The following is a 16,560-nucleotide window of genomic DNA, read 5'->3' as shown; positions in this document are numbered from 1 at the left end:
CATGGTTTTACCAAATTTTAAAGAAAACTTAGAAAAATACGCAAAATTGTTGGTGGCGAACGGCATCAACGTGCAACCTGGCCATACCTTGGCTTTGAACATCGATGTGGAACAAAGAGAATTGGCCCACCTAATCGTGAAGGAAGCTTATGCCTTGGGGGCCCACGAAGTCATTGTCCAATGGGCAGATGATTTTACTACCCGGGAAAAATTCCTCCATGCACCGATGGATCGCTTGGACAATGTACCTGACTACAAGATTGCAGAGATGAATTACCTCTTGGAACACAAGGCCAGTCGTCTTGGTGTCCGTTCTTCTGATCCAGGTGCCTTGAACGGCGTCGATGCAGAGAAACTTTCTGCTTCTGCCAATGCTTTGGGAATGGCCATGAAACCAATGCGCATTGCCACTCAATCCAACAAGGTTAGCTGGACCGTTGCTGCAGCAGCAGGTTTAGAGTGGGCGAAAAAGGTCTTCCCAAATGCGGCGAGTGACGAAGAAGCAGTGGATCTCCTGTGGGATCAAATCTTCAAGACCTGCCGGGTGTACGAAGAAGATCCAGTTAAGGCTTGGGAAGAACATGCAGCTATCTTGAAGAGCAAGGCGGAGATGCTTAATAAAGAACAATTCTCAGCCCTTCATTACACAGCACCAGGAACCGATTTGACCCTTGGTTTGCCAAAAAACCACGTCTGGGAATCTGCCGGGGCTATCAATGCTCAAGGCGAAGGTTTCTTGCCAAACATGCCGACAGAAGAGGTCTTCACAGCTCCTGACTTCCGTCGTGCAGAAGGTTATGTAACTTCCACAAAACCGCTTAGCTACAATGGGAACATCATCGAAGGCATCAAAGTGACCTTTGAAAATGGAGAAATTGTGGATATTACAGCTGAAAAGGGCGATCAAGTCATGAAAGATTTGGTCTTCAAAAACAAGGGAGCACGTGCCTTGGGTGAATGTGCCCTCGTACCAGACCCAAGCCCAATTTCACAGTCAGGCATCACCTTCTTCAACACACTCTTTGATGAAAATGCTTCTAACCACTTGGCCATCGGGGCAGCCTATGCAACCAGTGTAGAAGGTGGCGCAGAATTCACAGAAGAAGAACTCGAAGCAGCCGGCCTCAACCGCTCAGACGTCCACGTCGACTTCATGATTGGCTCAAGCCAAATGGATATCGACGGTATCCGTGAGGATGGAACACGCGTCCCAGTCTTCCGCAACGGAGATTGGGCAATATAGGGAGCAGGACAGAAATCAGTAACTCGAAGAGTTTGATTTCGTAGTCCTGCCCCCGCACAGTTGATTAGGAAGTACGAGTACCGCAGGTAGGAGTAGTTCCAATCAACCACTGCGCCAAGAGACAGAAATCAGTAACTCGAAGAGTTTGATTTCTACTTCGCTTTTCGGTTTTAAGGCTCAGGCAAAAAAGGTCCACAGGACCTTTTTAGTCCCCCCGCACAGTTTATGAGGAAGGGCCTTGCTACGCAATCCCTATCTGCCAGCTCAAAATAGTGTTTTGAGCAATCAACTACTGCGCCAAGAGATAGAAATCAGCTACTCAGAGCCTTTGTTTTTAGAATACATCAATAAAGAGTTTGGTTTTAAGAGCCAAGCTCTTTTTTTGTCCGCTAGTTTTAATGAAATATAGGGATAAAATTTTATAGCTTCTTCTCTTAATTAAAGAACCTTTCAAAGAAGCCTTGACGAGGGCCTGCTTTCTAGATAGACTGGAAGTAAGCGTTTACACACAACAAATTTTAGGAGGTCATGATGAAATCACATCAACCACGTTATGCTATTCGCAAGTATGCTGTAGGAGTTGCTTCGGTACTGGTTGGCTTTTTTGCCAGCGGTCAAGTCGTAGCAGCAGATACGCCAAGCGTTACAGAAAGCCCTGCAACGACTCTTCCGACACAGCCAAGTGAAGGAGACTTTCCTCAGTCTGCTACCGAGGAAACTGCTCAGCCGGTAGTAGAAAAACCAATTGTTCCTGCTCCAATCGTCGATCAAAGCCAACCAACCCTACCTGATCGAGAATTGCGCGCATCCGATCTTGATCGCTTGATTCGTGAAGAAGCGATCTCTGTTACAGAAGCTGATGGGACAGCTCAACCGGTGACAGCAGCGACTGAAACACCCGCTAAAGATCCAGAGCAAGAAGAAAAATTGGCCAAGAAAAAGGTCATCTCTATTGATGCCGGTCGCAAGTACTTCTCACCGGATCAAATCAAGGAAATCATTGATGAAGCCAGCAAGACGGGTTATACCGATTTGCATCTCTTAGTGGGAAATGACGGCTTGCGCTTTGTCCTTGATGACATGTCCTTGCAAGTAGGAGATGCGTCCTACTCAAGTCAAGCGGTCAAAGAAGCTGTAGAAAAAGGAACCAAAGCCTACTATGACGATCCAAATGGAACAGCCTTGACTCAGGCTCAAATGGATGAGATTTTGGCTTATGCCAAATCCAAGAATATAGGCGTCATTCCAACGATTAATAGCCCAGGGCACATGGATGCAATTCTGACAGCTATGGAGCAATTGGGGATTGAAAACCCTCACTTTAATTACTTTGGTACGAAAAAGTCAGAACGGACTGTCGATTTAGACAACCAAAAAGCTCTAGATTTCACCAAAGCCTTGGTGGACAAGTATGCGGCTTATTTCAGTGGCAAGACAGAAATCTTTAACATCGGCTTGGACGAATATGCCAATGATGCAACAGATGCCCATGGTTGGCAGGTCCTTCAAGCTAGCAAGCATTGGCCGGATGAAGGCTATCCAGATAAAGGCTACGAAAAATTCATCCAATATGCCAATGATCTAGCGGCTATTGTGAAAAAACACAAGATGAAACCAATGGCCTTCAACGACGGTATCTACTACAATGGCGATACCTCCTACGGAACCTTTGATAAGGATATCATTGTATCCTATTGGACAGGTGGTTGGAACGGCTATGATGTGGCTTCGTCAAAATTCCTATCTGAACTAGGCCATCAAATTCTTAATACCAATGATGCTTGGTATTATGTCCTCGGCCGGGATAAGGCTGGATCTGGCTGGTACAATCTCGATCAAGGACTTGAAGGGATTTCCAAGTCAGCGATTGATGTTGTTCAAAAAAATGATGGGGCTAAGGTTCCCTTCATTGGTGGGATGGTAGCTGCCTGGGCAGATACGCCATCTGCAACCTACAAAAAAGAGCTACTCTTCAAGCTCATGCACGCTTTTGCGGATAAGAATGCGGACTACTTTGTAGCAGATCCTGAAGTCGTCGAAAAAGCTCTGGCGGAAGCTCCAACTGATTTGGACCACTACACACCGGAATCCCTAGTAGCCTTTACAGCAGCAAAAAAGGCGCTGGAAGGAGTAGGAGCAGAGACGACTCGAGCAGAAGCTAAGGAACTGATTGCTTCTCTCAAAGCCGCTCAAGAGTCCTTAGTCTATACAGAAAGCTATGCCAAAGAGTTGGCAGACAAGGAAGCTGCTGAAAAACTAGCTAAGAGCAAGGTGATTTCCATTGACGCAGGACGCAAATACTTCTCATTGGATCAGCTGAAACGAATCGTGGACAAGGCCAGTGAGCTAGGCTACTCTGACTTGCACCTCCTTGTCGGAAACGATGGCATGCGCTTCGTCCTCGATGATATGACGGTGGAAGCTAATGGCAAGACTTATGCCAGCGATGACGTGAAACAGGCCCTTCTCGAAGGAACCAAGGCCTACTATGACGATCCAAATGGTCAAGCCTTGACCCAAGCAGAAATGGACGAATTGTTAGCTTATGCGACTTCTAAAGGAATTGGCTTGATCCCAGCAGTCAATAGTCCAGGTCATATGGATGCTATCTTGGTAGCGATGGAAAAACTAGGTATCGAACATCCACAAGCGACCTTTGATACGGTTTCTAAGACAACCATGGATCTGACCAACGAAGAAGCGGTTAATTTCACCAAGGCCCTCATTGGCAAGTACATGGACTATTTCAAAGGCAAGTCTAAGATCTTTAACTACGGAACAGACGAATACGCCAATGATGCTACTAATGCCCAAGGCTGGTACTACCTCAAATGGTATGAGCTCTATGGTAAGTTTGCGGACTATTCTAATAGTCTCGCTGCTATGGCTCGTGAAAAAGGCTTGCAGCCAATGGCCTTTAACGATGGCTTCTACTATGGAGACGAAGATGATGTTTCCTTTGACAAGGATGTCTTGATTTCTTACTGGTCTAAAGGATGGTGGGGCTATAACCTCGCATCACCACAGTACCTAGCAGACAAGGGCTACAAATTCCTCAATACAAACGGGGACTGGTACTATGTTTTGGGCCATAGAGGAGATCAAAGCTATCCACTCGATAAAGCTATCCAACATTCAGAAACTGTTCCATTTGAACAATTAGCTTCAACCAAATACCCTGATGTGAAATTACCAGTGTCCGGAAGTATGTTGGGAATCTGGGGAGATGAACCAGCCAATGAATACAAGGAAGAAGAAGTCTTCCAGGTCATGGAAGCATTTGCCAACCACAATAAGGACTACTTCAAAGCTGACTATACAGCCCTTCGTGCGGCTCTTGCCAATGTTCCAACCGATCTTTCCATCTACACTGAGGAATCTCGTTCAGCTCTTGCAACGGTGCTAGACCAGCTAAATTGGAAGATCAGTCGTGCTCACCAAGAAAAAGTGGCAGAGCAGGTTGAACAGGTAACTCAAGCTCTCAGTCAATTGAAACCAATCACCCAAGTGGGAAGCCAAGCAGAAGATGATGTCAGAGCCTTGGTAGCAGACAAACCAAGCTTGGAAGTCGTCGAAAAAGAACTGGATTTTGAAGTTGTTGAACGGACCAATCCAGAACTAGCCAAGGGTGAACGAAAAGTGGTTCAAGCAGGTGTCAAAGGCCAGCAGCGTGAATTTGTTGCGGTTTCTGCCCTTGATGAGAGCCACCAAGTAGTAGGAACTGAAGTTTCGAAAGAAGCTGTTGCTGAGATTGTGGAAGTGGGAACCAAGGAGGCAGAAGTGATCACTCCGACTCCAGGTTTACAGGATGGTCCAAGTCCTCAACCAGACTTACCTCAAGTTGATCAAGGAGGTCATCATCAAGTAAGACCAGTAACTCCTGAAGTGAAGCCACTTGTGAACGCTCAGCCAGCTCCAGTCGCTTCAGAACAAAAAACAGTAGAAGAAGCTCAGCCAGCACCGGTGCAAGACCAAACACCGTCTAGTCATCAGCTTCCTCAGACTGGACAAGAATCTGTCCTAGGTTTGGCCTTGCTTGGAGCGATCTTAGGAGCGACAGGCATGAGTCTCAAAGGACGTAAAGAAGACTAATCAGCCCCCCGATTGAACTAAGTTTTTCTATTTTCCAGACATGGAAAAGGAAAGACTTGGTTCTTTTTTTGCCTCAGAAACTGTACCCGGACAGTTCTCTCTTTTCCGCCTTGTTCAGCTTGGATGAACTTGATAAAATAAAAACATGACACGATACAAAGCAACTATTTCTTACGATGGAACTCTATTTGCGGGTTTCCAACGCCAACCGCATGCCCGTAGTGTGCAAGAAGAAATCGAGAAGACCTTGATGCGTCTCAATCAAGGAAATCCTGTGACCATCCATGGAGCAGGCCGGACGGATGCAGGTGTCCATGCCCTTGGGCAGGTCATCCATTTTGATCTCCCCCAGCCACGGGACGAGGAGAAGCTCCGCTTCGCCCTCGATACCCAAACCCCAGAGGATATTGACTTTATCCGGGTGGAGCAAGTTCCCGATGACTTTCACTCGCGCTACCAGAAGCACAGCAAAACCTATGAATTCATCGTGGATTATGGTCGTCCCAAGAATCCCATGATGCGTCACTATGCCACCCACTATCCCTATCCCTTGGATGTGGCCAAGATGCAAGCAGCCATCCAAAAGTTGGAGGGAACCCATGATTTCACCGGTTTTACGGCTTCAGGAACCAGTGTGGAAGACAAGGTTCGTACGATTACAGAGGCTCGTTTGGTCGAGGATGCAGAACATCATCGCCTGGTCTTTACCTTTTCGGGCAATGGCTTCCTCTACAAGCAGATCCGCAATATGGTGGGGACCTTGCTGAAGATTGGCAATGGACGAATGCCGGTGGATCAAATAGACTTGATTTTAGAAAAGAAGGACCGCAATCTAGCAGGTCCTACAGCAGCGCCAAATGGCTTATATTTAAAGGAGATCCGTTATGAGTAATGAATTGATTCTAGCTATTTCAGGAAATGATATTTTTAGTGGGGGAGGTCTTCACGCTGACCTGGCCACCTATACAACCAACAAACAGCATGGCTTTGTAGCAGTGACTTGTTTGACCGCTATGACGGAGCACGGTTTTGAAGTGATTCCAGTGGATCCGACGACCTTTGCTCAACAGCTCAGCTCTCTCAAGGATGTTCCTTTCTCTGCTATTAAACTCGGCCTCTTGCCAAATGTCCAAGTGGCAGACTTAGCCTTGGACTATGTCAAAGACCATGAGGAGATTCCTGTGGTACTAGACCCTGTCTTGGTCTGCAAGGAAACCCATGACGTGGAAGTGTCAGCCCTTCGAGACGAATTGATCAAGTTCTTCCCTTATGTGACCATCATCACGCCAAACTTACCAGAAGCTGAGATCTTGACTCAAAGTAAGATTCAATCGCTCGATGATATGAAAGAGGCTGCTCGTAAGCTCCATGAATTGGGAGCAGCGACTGTCGTGGTCAAAGGGGGCAACCGCCTTAACAAGGAAAAAGCCATCGATGTCTTTTATGACGGCCAAGACTTTACCATCTTCGAAGAAGAGGTTTTAGAAAAGAATAATACAGGAGCTGGTTGTACCTTTGCCTCTAGCATAGCAAGCCAGTTAGTCCAAGGGAAGGCAACCTTAGAAGCTGTCAAAGCTTCTAAAGACTTTGTCTACCAAGCCATTCAAAAATCAGATCAATATGGAGTAGTTCAATATGACCAATAAACGGACCCAAGTAATCGCGCATTTAGCCATTTTAACCGCCTTAACAGTTGTACTAGGCTATTACACCAAGTTGCCAACTCCTACCGGGATGGTGACCTTGCTGGATCTAGGCGTCTATTTCACTGCCTTTTATTTGGGGCGCAAAGAAGGAGCAGTGGTCGGTGGTCTTGGTGCCTTTCTCTTGGACCTCCTCTCTGGCTATCCTCAATGGATGTTCTTTAGTCTCTTGTTCCACGGAGCTCAAGGCTACTTTGCTGGCTTTAAAGGAAAAGTCCGTTACATCGGTCTGCTTCTAGGAACGGTTATCATGGTCGGTGGTTATGCCCTAGCATCAGCACTCTTTTTAGGAAATACCTGGGTAGCGGCCATTGAAGAGGTTCCTCATAATCTGGTTCAAAACTTCGTTGGGATGGCTCTGGGATATGCTCTGTATCATTTCTTACCAAAGAAGGGAAATTAGAAGATGGAGTTAGAGCAATTAAAAAGAGAAACCCAGGAGATTTTGCTGGATCTTTTATCCAAGGCCAATCTGCATCAGGGACAAATCCTCGTATTAGGCCTGTCCACCAGTGAAGTCGCTGGTGCAAGTATCGGGAAGAACTCAAGCCTAGAGATTGGACAAGCCATTGTGAAAACCATCTTGGATACCCTGACTCCCAAAGGGATTTACTTAGCTGTCCAAGGATGTGAGCATCTTAACCGAGCTTTGGTGGTCGAACGTGAACTAGCAGAAAAGAAAGACTTAGAAATCGTCAATGTACTACCGAGCCTCCATGCAGGGGGTGCCGGACAGTTGGCAGCCTTCGGTTATATGAAAGACCCTGTTGAAGTGGAATACATCACAGCTCAGGCTGGTTTGGACATTGGGGATACTTCGATTGGGATGCATGTCAAGCATGTGCAAGTACCCGTTCGCCCTGTCTTGAAAGAACTGGGTGGCGCTCATGTGACGGCTCTAGCCAGTCGTCCAAAGTTGATCGGTGGGGCGCGTGCTACTTACCAGGAAGATCCGCTTCGGAAGTCCTAATAGGAAGGAAACTAGTTCAGGTACGGACTAGTTTTTTTATTCCGGGACAATTTTTGAGATAGGAAAGAAATTTTAAATCTTTTTGTCTTCAGAAACCACTATAAAATTCCTCTAAAAAGAAGCAGTTTCCACAAAACCAAGATGCCCAAAAACTTGCATTTTCGAAGTTTTATGGTAAAATTATTAGGAATGACTATATTATTTTAAGGAGAGACAGAATGTCTGTATCATTTGAAAACAAAGAAACAAACCGCGGAGTATTGACTTTTACCATCAGTCAAGACCAAATTAAACCAGCTTTAGACCGCGTGTTTGAGTCTGTTAAGAAAAACTTGAACGTACCAGGATTCCGTAAAGGTCACCTTCCACGTCCGATCTTCAACCAACGTTTTGGTGAAGAATCACTTTATCAAGATGCTTTGAACGATCTTCTTCCAGCAGCTTATGAAGCAGCAGTAAAAGAAGCAGGTCTTGAAGTGGTTGCTCAACCAACTTTTGACGTTGTATCAATGGAAAAAGGTCAAGATTGGACATTGACAGCAAATGTTGTTACAAAACCAGAAGTAAAATTGGGTGCTTACAAAGACCTTGAAGTATCTGTAGAAGTTTCTAAAGAAGTAACAGATGAAGATGTAGATGCACGTATCGAACGCGAACGCAACAACTTGGCTGAATTGGTAATCAAAGAAGGACCAGCAGCTGAAGGTGATACAGTGGTGATCGACTTTGTAGGTTCTGTTGACGGTGTTGAGTTTGACGGAGGAAAAGGAGATAACTTCTCACTTGGACTTGGTTCAGGTCAATTCATCCCAGGTTTCGAAGACCAATTGGTTGGACACTCAGCTGGTGAAACAGTTGATGTCATCGTAACTTTCCCAGAAAACTACCAAGCAACTGACCTTGCAGGTAAAGAAGCAAAATTCGTGACAACGATCCACGAAGTAAAAGCAAAAGAAGTACCAGCTCTTGACGATGAATTGGCAAAAGACATCGACGAAGAAGTTGAAACTCTTGCTGAACTGAAAGAAAAATACCGCAAAGAGTTGGCTGAAGCGAAAGAAGAAGCTTACAAAGATGCAGTTGAGTCAGCAGCAATTGACCTTGCAGTAGAAAACGCAGAAATCATTGACCTTCCAGAAGAAATGATCCATGAAGAAGTACACCGTGCTGTAAATGAATTCCTTGGAAACATGCAACGTCAAGGAATCTCTCCAGACATGTACTTCCAAATCACTGGAACAACTCAAGAAGATCTTCACAAACAATATGAAGCAGATGCAGCAGCACGTACTAAGACAAACCTTGTCGTAGAAGCAGTTGCTAAAGCAGAAGGCTTCGAAGCAACCGACGAAGAAGTAACTGCTGAAATCGAACAATTGGCAGCAGACTACAACATGCCAGTTGAACAAGTTCGTAGCTTGCTTTCACCAGAAATGTTGAAACACGATATCGCTGTGAAGAAAGCTGTTGAAGTGATCACAAGCACTGCGAAAGTAAAATAAAAAGATGATCTTCCATCATGATGGAAAGAAGTCATAAGAGGAAAAGCTGAGGCCATGTGTCCCGGCTTTTCTCTTCTTATTGGCGCGGAATTTTCCTTTGACGAAAGGGGAAAATTATCGTACAATAGAGTGTAACGATAAATGATGTATTCTAGGGGTATCCTCTTTTTTAATGAAAAAGAGTGTTGCCTTGAGATAAAAATGAAGGAGATCTACCTTGGAATTAGAAGTATTTGCTGGACAAGAAAAAAGTGAACTTTCAATGATTGAAGTAGCCCGTGCGATTTTGGAGTCACGTGGCCGTGATCATGAAATGTATTTCAATGACCTGGTCAATGAAATTCAAAACTACCTCGAAAAATCAAACAGTGAAATTCGTGAAGCTCTTCCATTATTCTATACGGAATTGAATGTGGATGGAAGCTTTATCCCACTAGGGGATAACAAATGGGGACTTCGCTCATGGTATGCGATTGATGAGGTAGATGAAGAAATCATCGCTCTTGAAGAAACAGATGAGGACGAAGAACCTAAAAAACGTAAGAAAAAACGTGTCAATGCCTTTATGGACGGAGACGAAGACGCGATCGATTATAATGCGGATGATCCAGAAGACGAAGATGTCTATGAAGCAGATCCAGCGCTTACTTACGATGATGAAAACCCAGAAGATGAGAAGGATGAAGTGGAAGCTTATGACGCTGAAATTAATGAAATCTCACCAGATGAGTTGGATGAGGAAGTTGAGTTAAGTGACGAAGAAGACGAAGAAGATTCTTACGAAGAAGAAGAATAACCCAAAAGACAAGGAATTTTTTCCTTGTTTTTTCTTTGCTTGAAAGACGCTTCAAGGAGGAGTATAATAAGGGTGTAAGACTGATGTAGCGTAGAAGGAGGAAGGGGATATGGACTGGATACTGAATCAAAGTTTGGTGGATTTGGGGATTGAGACAGTTGTAATCGGAGTGGCCAAACAGGTGGATCCGCAAGCTCCCTTATCTGCAGATTTTTTATCTAAAAAGAAGGAGATGGAAGCTTGGGCCTTAAATTGTGATCTCAGCTCGGTGAAAGAGGAGGCAGTTGTACAAGGCTACATTGACTTGTTGAAGGAAGTGGGACGTAGTGTTAAGAAGAACCCGCCGACTATTCTTGCTTTGATTAAGAATATCCAAAGCCGTGGCTTCCTTCCGACGATCAATAGTGTGATTGATATCTATAATGTTGAATGTCTTCGTTCCTTTCTAGCCATCGGAGGGCATGATTTGGATAAGATACAGGAACCAATCGAGTTTACGATTAGTCAAAGAGAGGATACCTTTTTGCCTATCTTATCAACAGAAAAGCATGTTAGTGAAACCGATCCGGTCTACCGAGATCAAGAGGGTATTATGGCCTGGCTAGATGTGAGAGATGGTGAGCGCTATAAGATGGAGGAAACTACCCGCAATGCCCTCTTTATCATCCAGGGGAATCGAGCGACCTCTGTAGAGATGCGCTTGGAAGCACTCGATCGAATCAGGGAAGATTTGGCCTCTTGCATGCCTGATTTAGAATTTGAAAAATATCTGGTTACCCCCAGTGAGACAATTCCAGTCCCTTAAAGGAAGTCCTCCTGTGATAGGGATGTGTCCTCATTTGAACAGGAGAAACAAGTGAAGCTGCTAAGGCTTTTCCTGATTTGGGAAAATCTGCAAACTTTGAAAAAAGTTTGAAAAAAATCTTGACAAGAAAGTAGAAGATTGATATACTAGTAAGGTACTCAATCGCGGGGATGGCGGAATTGGCAGACGCGCAGGACTAAGGATCCTGTGACCGCTTTAGGTCGTGAGGGTTCAAGTCCCTCTCTCCGCATCAGATAACCAAGACAGCTTCGGCTGTCTTTTTTCTTGTTCATTTAGCAGAAAGAATGCTTGAAAGAGAAGAAAACGCTTTAAAGGTTCAGGAAAAGCTAGCATTTTCAATGAAAAAGTGATAAAATAAACAATGTAAGTGGTTTAACCACAAAAAATAAGAGGAGGCCTACAACTAATGGCAATCGTTTCAGCAGAAAAATTTGTCCAAGCAGCTCGTGACAATGGTTACGCAGTTGGTGGATTTAACACAAACAACCTTGAGTGGACTCAAGCTATCTTGCGTGCAGCAGAAGCTAAAAAAGCTCCAGTTTTGATCCAAACTTCTATGGGTGCTGCTAAATACATGGGTGGTTACAAAGTAGCTCGCAACATGATCGCTAACCTTGTTGAAGCAATGGGTATCACTGTACCAGTTGCAATCCACTTGGACCATGGTCACTATGAAGATGCTCTTGAGTGTATCGAAGTTGGTTACACTTCAATCATGTTCGACGGATCACACCTTCCAGTTGAAGAAAACCTTAAATTGGCGAAAGAAGTTGTAGAAAAAGCTCACGCTAAAGGTATCTCAGTTGAAGCTGAAGTTGGTACAATCGGTGGTGAAGAAGACGGTATCGTTGGTAAAGGTGAATTGGCACCAATCGAAGATGCTAAAGCAATGGTTGCTACAGGAATCGACTTCTTGGCAGCAGGTATTGGTAATATCCACGGTCCATACCCAGCAAACTGGGAAGGTCTTGACCTTGACCACTTGAAGAAATTGACAGAAGCTCTTCCAGGATTCCCAATCGTATTGCACGGTGGTTCAGGTATCCCTGATGAGCAAATCCAAGAAGCTATCAAACTTGGTGTTGCGAAAGTTAACGTTAACACTGAGTGCCAAATCGCATTCGCTAACGCAACTCGTCAATTCGTACGTGAATACGATGCAAACGAAGCAGAATACGACAAGAAGAAACTCTTCGACCCACGTAAATTCTTGAAACCAGGATTCGAAGCAATCACAGCTTCAGTTGAAGAACGTATCGACGTATTTGGTAGCGAAAACAAAGCTTAATCTTGCTTGAAACGTTATTAACCAGAGGTTTATCCGTAAGGATAAGCCTTTTTTGATTTCTCTTTTTCTGAAAAATGTTTGTTTCAAACAAAAAATGATTGCGATTCTGACAGTTTAAGGTTATAATAAACAAAAACGATGCAAGTAGGTAGGAAATGAAAAAACAGGAAAGACTGAATGAGATTATCAATCTGGTCAATAAGGCTGGAACCGTTTATGTTCAAGACATCATGGAAAGTATGCAGGTGTCGGATATGACGGTCCGTCGGGATTTGATTGAATTGGAAAAGCAAGGGCTCCTTATTCGTGTTCGAAATGGAGCCAAAAGTAACCAATTCCTTCCTTCACGAGAGCTTCCCCATGAAGAGAAGTTACTCAAGAATATTCTGGCTAAGCGTGAGGTAGCGAAGAAAGCTAGCGAACTGATAAAAGAAGGTGAGAGTATCTTCCTTGGGCCGGGGACCTCTGTTGAGGTTCTTTCCGAAGCCATTAATAATAAGGAATTGCGTGTGGTGACCAACTGTCTGCCGATTTTCCAAGAGTTGTTAAAGAAGAAAAGTGATACCTTTAAGGTAATCCTCTTGGGAGGGGAGCTACGAGAAACCAGTCAAGCTTTTGTCGGCGAGATAACGAACACTCTCATGGAAAGAATGTACTTCCACAAGATGTTTTTTAGTGGGAATGGCATTGTGGATGGGCGCGTTCTGACCTCTTCTTTTGAAGAAGCCTATACGCAAAAGTTAGCCTTAGAACGTTCTTCCGAAGCCTACCTACTGATTGATTCCTCCAAGATTGGCAAGGAAGACTTTACCTCTATCTGTTCCTTGAAAAAAGTAACTGCGGTGATAACGGACGATGCATCTGAAAAAGCACATGAAGAATTAGAGGAATATACACGTGTGATTGTATAAATAATAAACTGAAAAGAGAGAGCGATTCTCTCTTTTTTGTTTATTACAAACAATTTAGGGCTGAAAATAGTAAAAAATGAAGAAAAAAGAAAAAATAAACAAAAAATAGTTGACAACAAACAAAATTAGCGCTATACTGTGTTTGTGAATAACAAAACGAAGTCGAATGAAGAAAGAGGAGAGCTTTCTTTGTTGACAGAAATGCAAAAAGGAGAAGTATATGGCAATTGTAGTTGGTGCGGATGCAGCAGGTATTCGCTTAAAAGAAGTAGTCAAAGAATATTTGGAAGCAGAAGGTTTCCAAGTCGTGGACGTGACAGAAGAAGGGCAAGACTTTGTTGATGTGACTTTAGCTGTTGCCAAAGAAGTCAAACAGGCAGAAGATAATCTGGGTATTGTTATTGACGCTTACGGAGCTGGTCCATTTATGGTCGCAACTAAAATTAAAGGAATGGTTGCCGCAGAAGTTTCAGATGAGCGTTCCGCTTACATGACTCGTGGCCACAACAATTCTCGCATGATCACCATGGGTGCTCAAATCGTGGGTGACCAATTGGCAAAAAATATCGCTAAAGGTTTTGTAAACGGTAAGTACGATGGTGGTCGTCACCAAATCCGTGTCGATATGCTCAACAAGATGTGCTAAAGGGAGGAGTAAACGAATGAAAATTGCAATTGGATGTGACCATATTGTCACAAATGAAAAAATGGCTGTTTCTGAGTTTTTGAAATCAAAAGGCTATGAAGTCCTTGACTTCGGAACCTATGACCATGCGCGGACCCACTATCCAATTTTTGGGAAGAAGGTTGGGGAAGCAGTAGTGAGTGGTCAAGCAGACCTTGGCGTATGTATCTGTGGAACTGGCGTTGGAATTAACAACGCGGTTAACAAGGTTCCTGGAATCCGTTCAGCCTTGGTCCGCGATATGACCTCTGCTCTTTATGCGAAAGAAGAACTCAATGCCAACGTGATTGGTTTTGGTGGGAAGATCACAGGAGAACTTCTGATGTGTGACATTTTGGAAGCCTTCATCCATGCGGAATACAAACCAAGTGAAGAAAACAAGAAATTGATTGCCAAGATTCAACATTTGGAAACCCACAACGACCATCAAGAAGATGAGGATTTCTTCACAGAATTCCTTGAAAAATGGGATCGTGGGGAATACCACGACTAAGAGGTGAGTCTATGATTTTAACGGTAACCATGAACCCTTCAATCGACATTTCCTATCCATTAGAATCCTTACACTTGGATACGGTCAATCGAGTTGACAAGGTAAGCAAAACCGCAGGAGGGAAGGGTCTCAATGTCACACGGGTCCTTGCAGAGATTGGAGATCCTGTCTCGGCAACTGGTCTGATTGGTGGTTCAACAGGCCAATTTATCTTGGACCATCTAGATCAGGAAATCGGCAAAGAATTCTTTAAAATTCAAGGGGAGACCCGGAATTGTATTGCGATCCTCCACGAAGGACAACAAACTGAAATCCTGGAAAAAGGTCCGTCTGTTTCTGAAGAAGAAGGACAAGCCTTTCTTGATCACTATGAAGCCTTGCTTCCAGATGTAGCAGTCGTTGCTATCTCAGGTAGTTTACCAGCTGGCTTGCCACTTGATTATTATTCTCAATTGGTCGAGCGCGCTAAGAAGGCAGGAAAACCAGTCGTTCTGGACTGCTCAGGCGCTTCCCTAGAAAAAGCACTAGTAGCTCCCGTTCAACCAACAGTGATTAAACCCAATAATGAAGAGTTGTCTCAACTGTTAGGCTACGAAGTGACTACGGATTTAGATCAATTAAAAGAGGTCCTTCAATCTGACTTGTTTAAAGGGATTGACTGGGTCATCGTCTCCCTAGGGGCTGACGGTGCCTTTGCTAAACATGGTGATGTCTTCTATAAAGTGGATATTCCAAAAATTGAAGTGGTTAATCCAGTGGGATCTGGTGATTCGACAGTTGCTGGGATTGCCTCAGCTCTCTATCATCAGGAAGACGACCAAGCACTTTTAACCAAAGCCAATGTCCTTGGCATGTTGAATGCTCAAGAAGCAACGACAGGCCATATCAATATTCATCGCTATGATGATTTGTATCAACAGATAAATGTAAAAGAGGTATAAGATGGTATTAACAGAACAAAAACGCAACTATTTAGAAAAATTGAGCACCAAAGAGGGGGTAATCTCAGCCTTGGCCTTTGACCAACGTGGCGCTTTGAAACGCCTCATGGCTCAGTATCAAGACACAGAACCAACAGTGGCTCAAATGGAAGAATTGAAGGTCCTAGTGGCTGAAGAATTGACACCATTCGCATCTTCTATGCTCTTGGACCCTGAGTATGGACTTCCAGCAACTAAGGTCTTGGATGCGGAAGCAGGGCTCTTGTTGGCTTATGAAAAAACAGGCTACGACACTTCAAGCACCAAGCGTCTACCAGACTGCCTCAACCTTTGGTCAGCTAAACGCATCAAAGAACAAGGTGCAGATGCAGTGAAATTCTTGCTCTACTATGATGTGGATAGTGCAGAAGAACTCAACCAAGAAAAACAAGCCTACATCGAACGCATCGGTTCAGAATGTGCGGCAGAAGAAATTCCATTCTTCCTTGAAATCTTGGCTTACGATGAAACAATCGCTGATGCAGGTTCTGTAGAATACGCTAAAGTGAAACCTCGCAAAGTCATCGAAGCGATGAAAGTCTTCTCAGACCCACGCTTCAACATCGATGTCTTGAAGGTAGAAGTTCCAGTCAATGTTAAATACGTTGAAGGCTTTGGCGATGGGGAAATCGTTCATAGCCGTGAAGAGGCTGCAGCCTTCTTTAAAGAACAAGAAGCAGCAACCAAGCTTCCATACATCTACTTGAGTGCCGGTGTTTCTGCAAAACTCTTCCAAGAAACCTTAGTCTTTGCGCATGAAGCAGGCGCAAACTTCAACGGGGTCCTTTGTGGCCGTGCTACTTGGGCTGGATCAGTTGAAGCCTACATCAAGAATGGCGAAGAGGCAGCTCGTGAATGGTTGCGTACCGAAGGTCGTCGCAATATTGAAGAGCTCAATCAAGTCTTGGACCAAGTCGCAACTTCTTGGAAAGAGCGCATTTAAAAGTGTAGACCACTCCTTTAACAATGGGCGTTCGAATTTCCTTGAAGAGCCCAGAGAAGACAGCTATAAACAGCTATTTGTTAGAAAAAAACAAAAAAGTTAAAAAGTTGTTAAGAAAGGGTTTACAA

General features: G+C 44.2%; 15 protein-coding genes and 1 tRNA gene. All 16 read left to right on the top strand.

Going from position 1 to position 16,560, the window contains the following annotated elements:
* Nucleotide 1: 1 nt before the first annotated feature.
* Nucleotides 2-1,243 carry an aminopeptidase gene (locus HMPREF9421_RS00365; RefSeq protein ID WP_006595019.1) on the top strand — a complete coding sequence of 414 codons (1,242 nt, stop codon included), beginning with the start codon at nt 2-4 and terminating at the stop codon, nt 1,241-1,243.
* Between the two features lie 531 nt (nt 1,244-1,774).
* On the top strand, nt 1,775-5,335 hold the full coding sequence (locus HMPREF9421_RS00360) for a family 20 glycosylhydrolase (protein WP_006596963.1): 3,561 nt from the start codon (nt 1,775-1,777) through the stop codon (nt 5,333-5,335).
* 145 nt (nt 5,336-5,480) lie between these two features.
* Nucleotides 5,481-6,227, top strand: coding sequence for a tRNA pseudouridine(38-40) synthase TruA (truA, locus tag HMPREF9421_RS00355; protein ID WP_006595016.1), 747 nt, complete (start codon nt 5,481-5,483; stop codon nt 6,225-6,227).
* Entirely contained in the window at nt 6,220-6,981 is a 762-nt protein-coding gene (locus HMPREF9421_RS00350) for a bifunctional hydroxymethylpyrimidine kinase/phosphomethylpyrimidine kinase (RefSeq protein WP_006595015.1), read from the top strand. The genes truA and HMPREF9421_RS00350 overlap by 8 nt, the downstream gene beginning before the upstream one ends.
* Nucleotides 6,971-7,441, top strand: coding sequence for an ECF transporter S component (locus HMPREF9421_RS00345; protein WP_006595014.1), 471 nt, complete (start codon nt 6,971-6,973; stop codon nt 7,439-7,441). The genes HMPREF9421_RS00350 and HMPREF9421_RS00345 overlap by 11 nt, the downstream gene beginning before the upstream one ends.
* Before the next feature lie 3 nt (nt 7,442-7,444).
* A complete protein-coding gene (locus HMPREF9421_RS00340) occupies nt 7,445-8,008 on the top strand; it encodes a TIGR01440 family protein (RefSeq protein WP_006595013.1) in 564 nt (187 codons plus the stop codon).
* A gap of 218 nt (nt 8,009-8,226) precedes the next feature.
* The gene (tig, locus tag HMPREF9421_RS00335; protein ID WP_006595012.1) at nt 8,227-9,510 is read left to right on the top strand and encodes a trigger factor; all 1,284 of its coding nucleotides are present in this window, start codon (nt 8,227-8,229) and stop codon (nt 9,508-9,510) included.
* A 217-nt stretch (nt 9,511-9,727) separates the two neighbouring features.
* Nucleotides 9,728-10,306: a DNA-directed RNA polymerase subunit delta gene (gene rpoE / locus HMPREF9421_RS00330; protein WP_006595011.1), complete on the top strand. Its 579-nt coding sequence runs from the start codon at nt 9,728-9,730 to the stop codon at nt 10,304-10,306.
* Between the two features lie 109 nt (nt 10,307-10,415).
* Nucleotides 10,416-11,111 carry a B3/B4 domain-containing protein gene (locus HMPREF9421_RS00325; RefSeq protein ID WP_006595010.1) on the top strand — a complete coding sequence of 232 codons (696 nt, stop codon included), beginning with the start codon at nt 10,416-10,418 and terminating at the stop codon, nt 11,109-11,111.
* Nucleotides 11,112-11,275: 164 nt separating this feature from the next.
* Nucleotides 11,276-11,361: transfer RNA gene (locus HMPREF9421_RS00320), tRNA-Leu, on the top strand.
* Between the two features lie 177 nt (nt 11,362-11,538).
* Nucleotides 11,539-12,420, top strand: a complete 882-nt coding sequence (locus HMPREF9421_RS00315) for a class II fructose-bisphosphate aldolase (protein WP_006595009.1) — start codon at nt 11,539-11,541, stop codon at nt 12,418-12,420.
* A gap of 155 nt (nt 12,421-12,575) precedes the next feature.
* Nucleotides 12,576-13,331, top strand: coding sequence for a DeoR/GlpR family DNA-binding transcription regulator (locus tag HMPREF9421_RS00310; protein WP_006595008.1), 756 nt, complete (start codon nt 12,576-12,578; stop codon nt 13,329-13,331).
* A 220-nt stretch (nt 13,332-13,551) separates the two neighbouring features.
* On the top strand, nt 13,552-13,977 hold the full coding sequence (gene lacA, locus HMPREF9421_RS00305; RefSeq protein WP_006595007.1) for a galactose-6-phosphate isomerase subunit LacA: 426 nt from the start codon (nt 13,552-13,554) through the stop codon (nt 13,975-13,977).
* Nucleotides 13,978-13,993: 16 nt separating this feature from the next.
* Nucleotides 13,994-14,509 (top strand): galactose-6-phosphate isomerase subunit LacB, encoded by a 516-nt coding sequence (gene lacB, locus HMPREF9421_RS00300; protein WP_006595006.1) that lies wholly within the window; start codon nt 13,994-13,996, stop codon nt 14,507-14,509.
* 11 nt (nt 14,510-14,520) lie between these two features.
* Nucleotides 14,521-15,450 carry a tagatose-6-phosphate kinase gene (locus HMPREF9421_RS00295; protein WP_006595005.1) on the top strand — a complete coding sequence of 310 codons (930 nt, stop codon included), beginning with the start codon at nt 14,521-14,523 and terminating at the stop codon, nt 15,448-15,450.
* 1 nt (nt 15,451) lies between these two features.
* Entirely contained in the window at nt 15,452-16,432 is a 981-nt protein-coding gene (lacD, locus tag HMPREF9421_RS00290) for a tagatose-bisphosphate aldolase (RefSeq protein ID WP_006595004.1), read from the top strand.
* Nucleotides 16,433-16,560 lie beyond the last annotated feature (128 nt).

It is taken from the genome of Streptococcus australis ATCC 700641 (assembly GCF_000186465.1).
GTDB lineage: Bacteria > Bacillota > Bacilli > Lactobacillales > Streptococcaceae > Streptococcus > Streptococcus australis.
The sequence above is the reverse complement of the archived record's forward strand: the minus strand, read 5'-3'. Positions and strand labels throughout refer to the sequence as shown.

Coding starts and splice junctions, on each gene's coding strand:
- HMPREF9421_RS00365 (WP_006595019.1), top strand. CDS start 2: ATGGTTTTACCAAATTTTAAAGAAAACTTAGAAAAATACGCAAAATTG.
- HMPREF9421_RS00360 (WP_006596963.1), top strand. CDS start 1,775: ATGAAATCACATCAACCACGTTATGCTATTCGCAAGTATGCTGTAGGA.
- truA (WP_006595016.1), top strand. CDS start 5,481: ATGACACGATACAAAGCAACTATTTCTTACGATGGAACTCTATTTGCG.
- HMPREF9421_RS00350 (WP_006595015.1), top strand. CDS start 6,220: ATGAGTAATGAATTGATTCTAGCTATTTCAGGAAATGATATTTTTAGT.
- HMPREF9421_RS00345 (WP_006595014.1), top strand. CDS start 6,971: ATGACCAATAAACGGACCCAAGTAATCGCGCATTTAGCCATTTTAACC.
- HMPREF9421_RS00340 (WP_006595013.1), top strand. CDS start 7,445: ATGGAGTTAGAGCAATTAAAAAGAGAAACCCAGGAGATTTTGCTGGAT.
- tig (WP_006595012.1), top strand. CDS start 8,227: ATGTCTGTATCATTTGAAAACAAAGAAACAAACCGCGGAGTATTGACT.
- HMPREF9421_RS00325 (WP_006595010.1), top strand. CDS start 10,416: ATGGACTGGATACTGAATCAAAGTTTGGTGGATTTGGGGATTGAGACA.
- HMPREF9421_RS00315 (WP_006595009.1), top strand. CDS start 11,539: ATGGCAATCGTTTCAGCAGAAAAATTTGTCCAAGCAGCTCGTGACAAT.
- HMPREF9421_RS00310 (WP_006595008.1), top strand. CDS start 12,576: ATGAAAAAACAGGAAAGACTGAATGAGATTATCAATCTGGTCAATAAG.
- lacA (WP_006595007.1), top strand. CDS start 13,552: ATGGCAATTGTAGTTGGTGCGGATGCAGCAGGTATTCGCTTAAAAGAA.
- lacB (WP_006595006.1), top strand. CDS start 13,994: ATGAAAATTGCAATTGGATGTGACCATATTGTCACAAATGAAAAAATG.
- HMPREF9421_RS00295 (WP_006595005.1), top strand. CDS start 14,521: ATGATTTTAACGGTAACCATGAACCCTTCAATCGACATTTCCTATCCA.
- lacD (WP_006595004.1), top strand. CDS start 15,452: ATGGTATTAACAGAACAAAAACGCAACTATTTAGAAAAATTGAGCACC.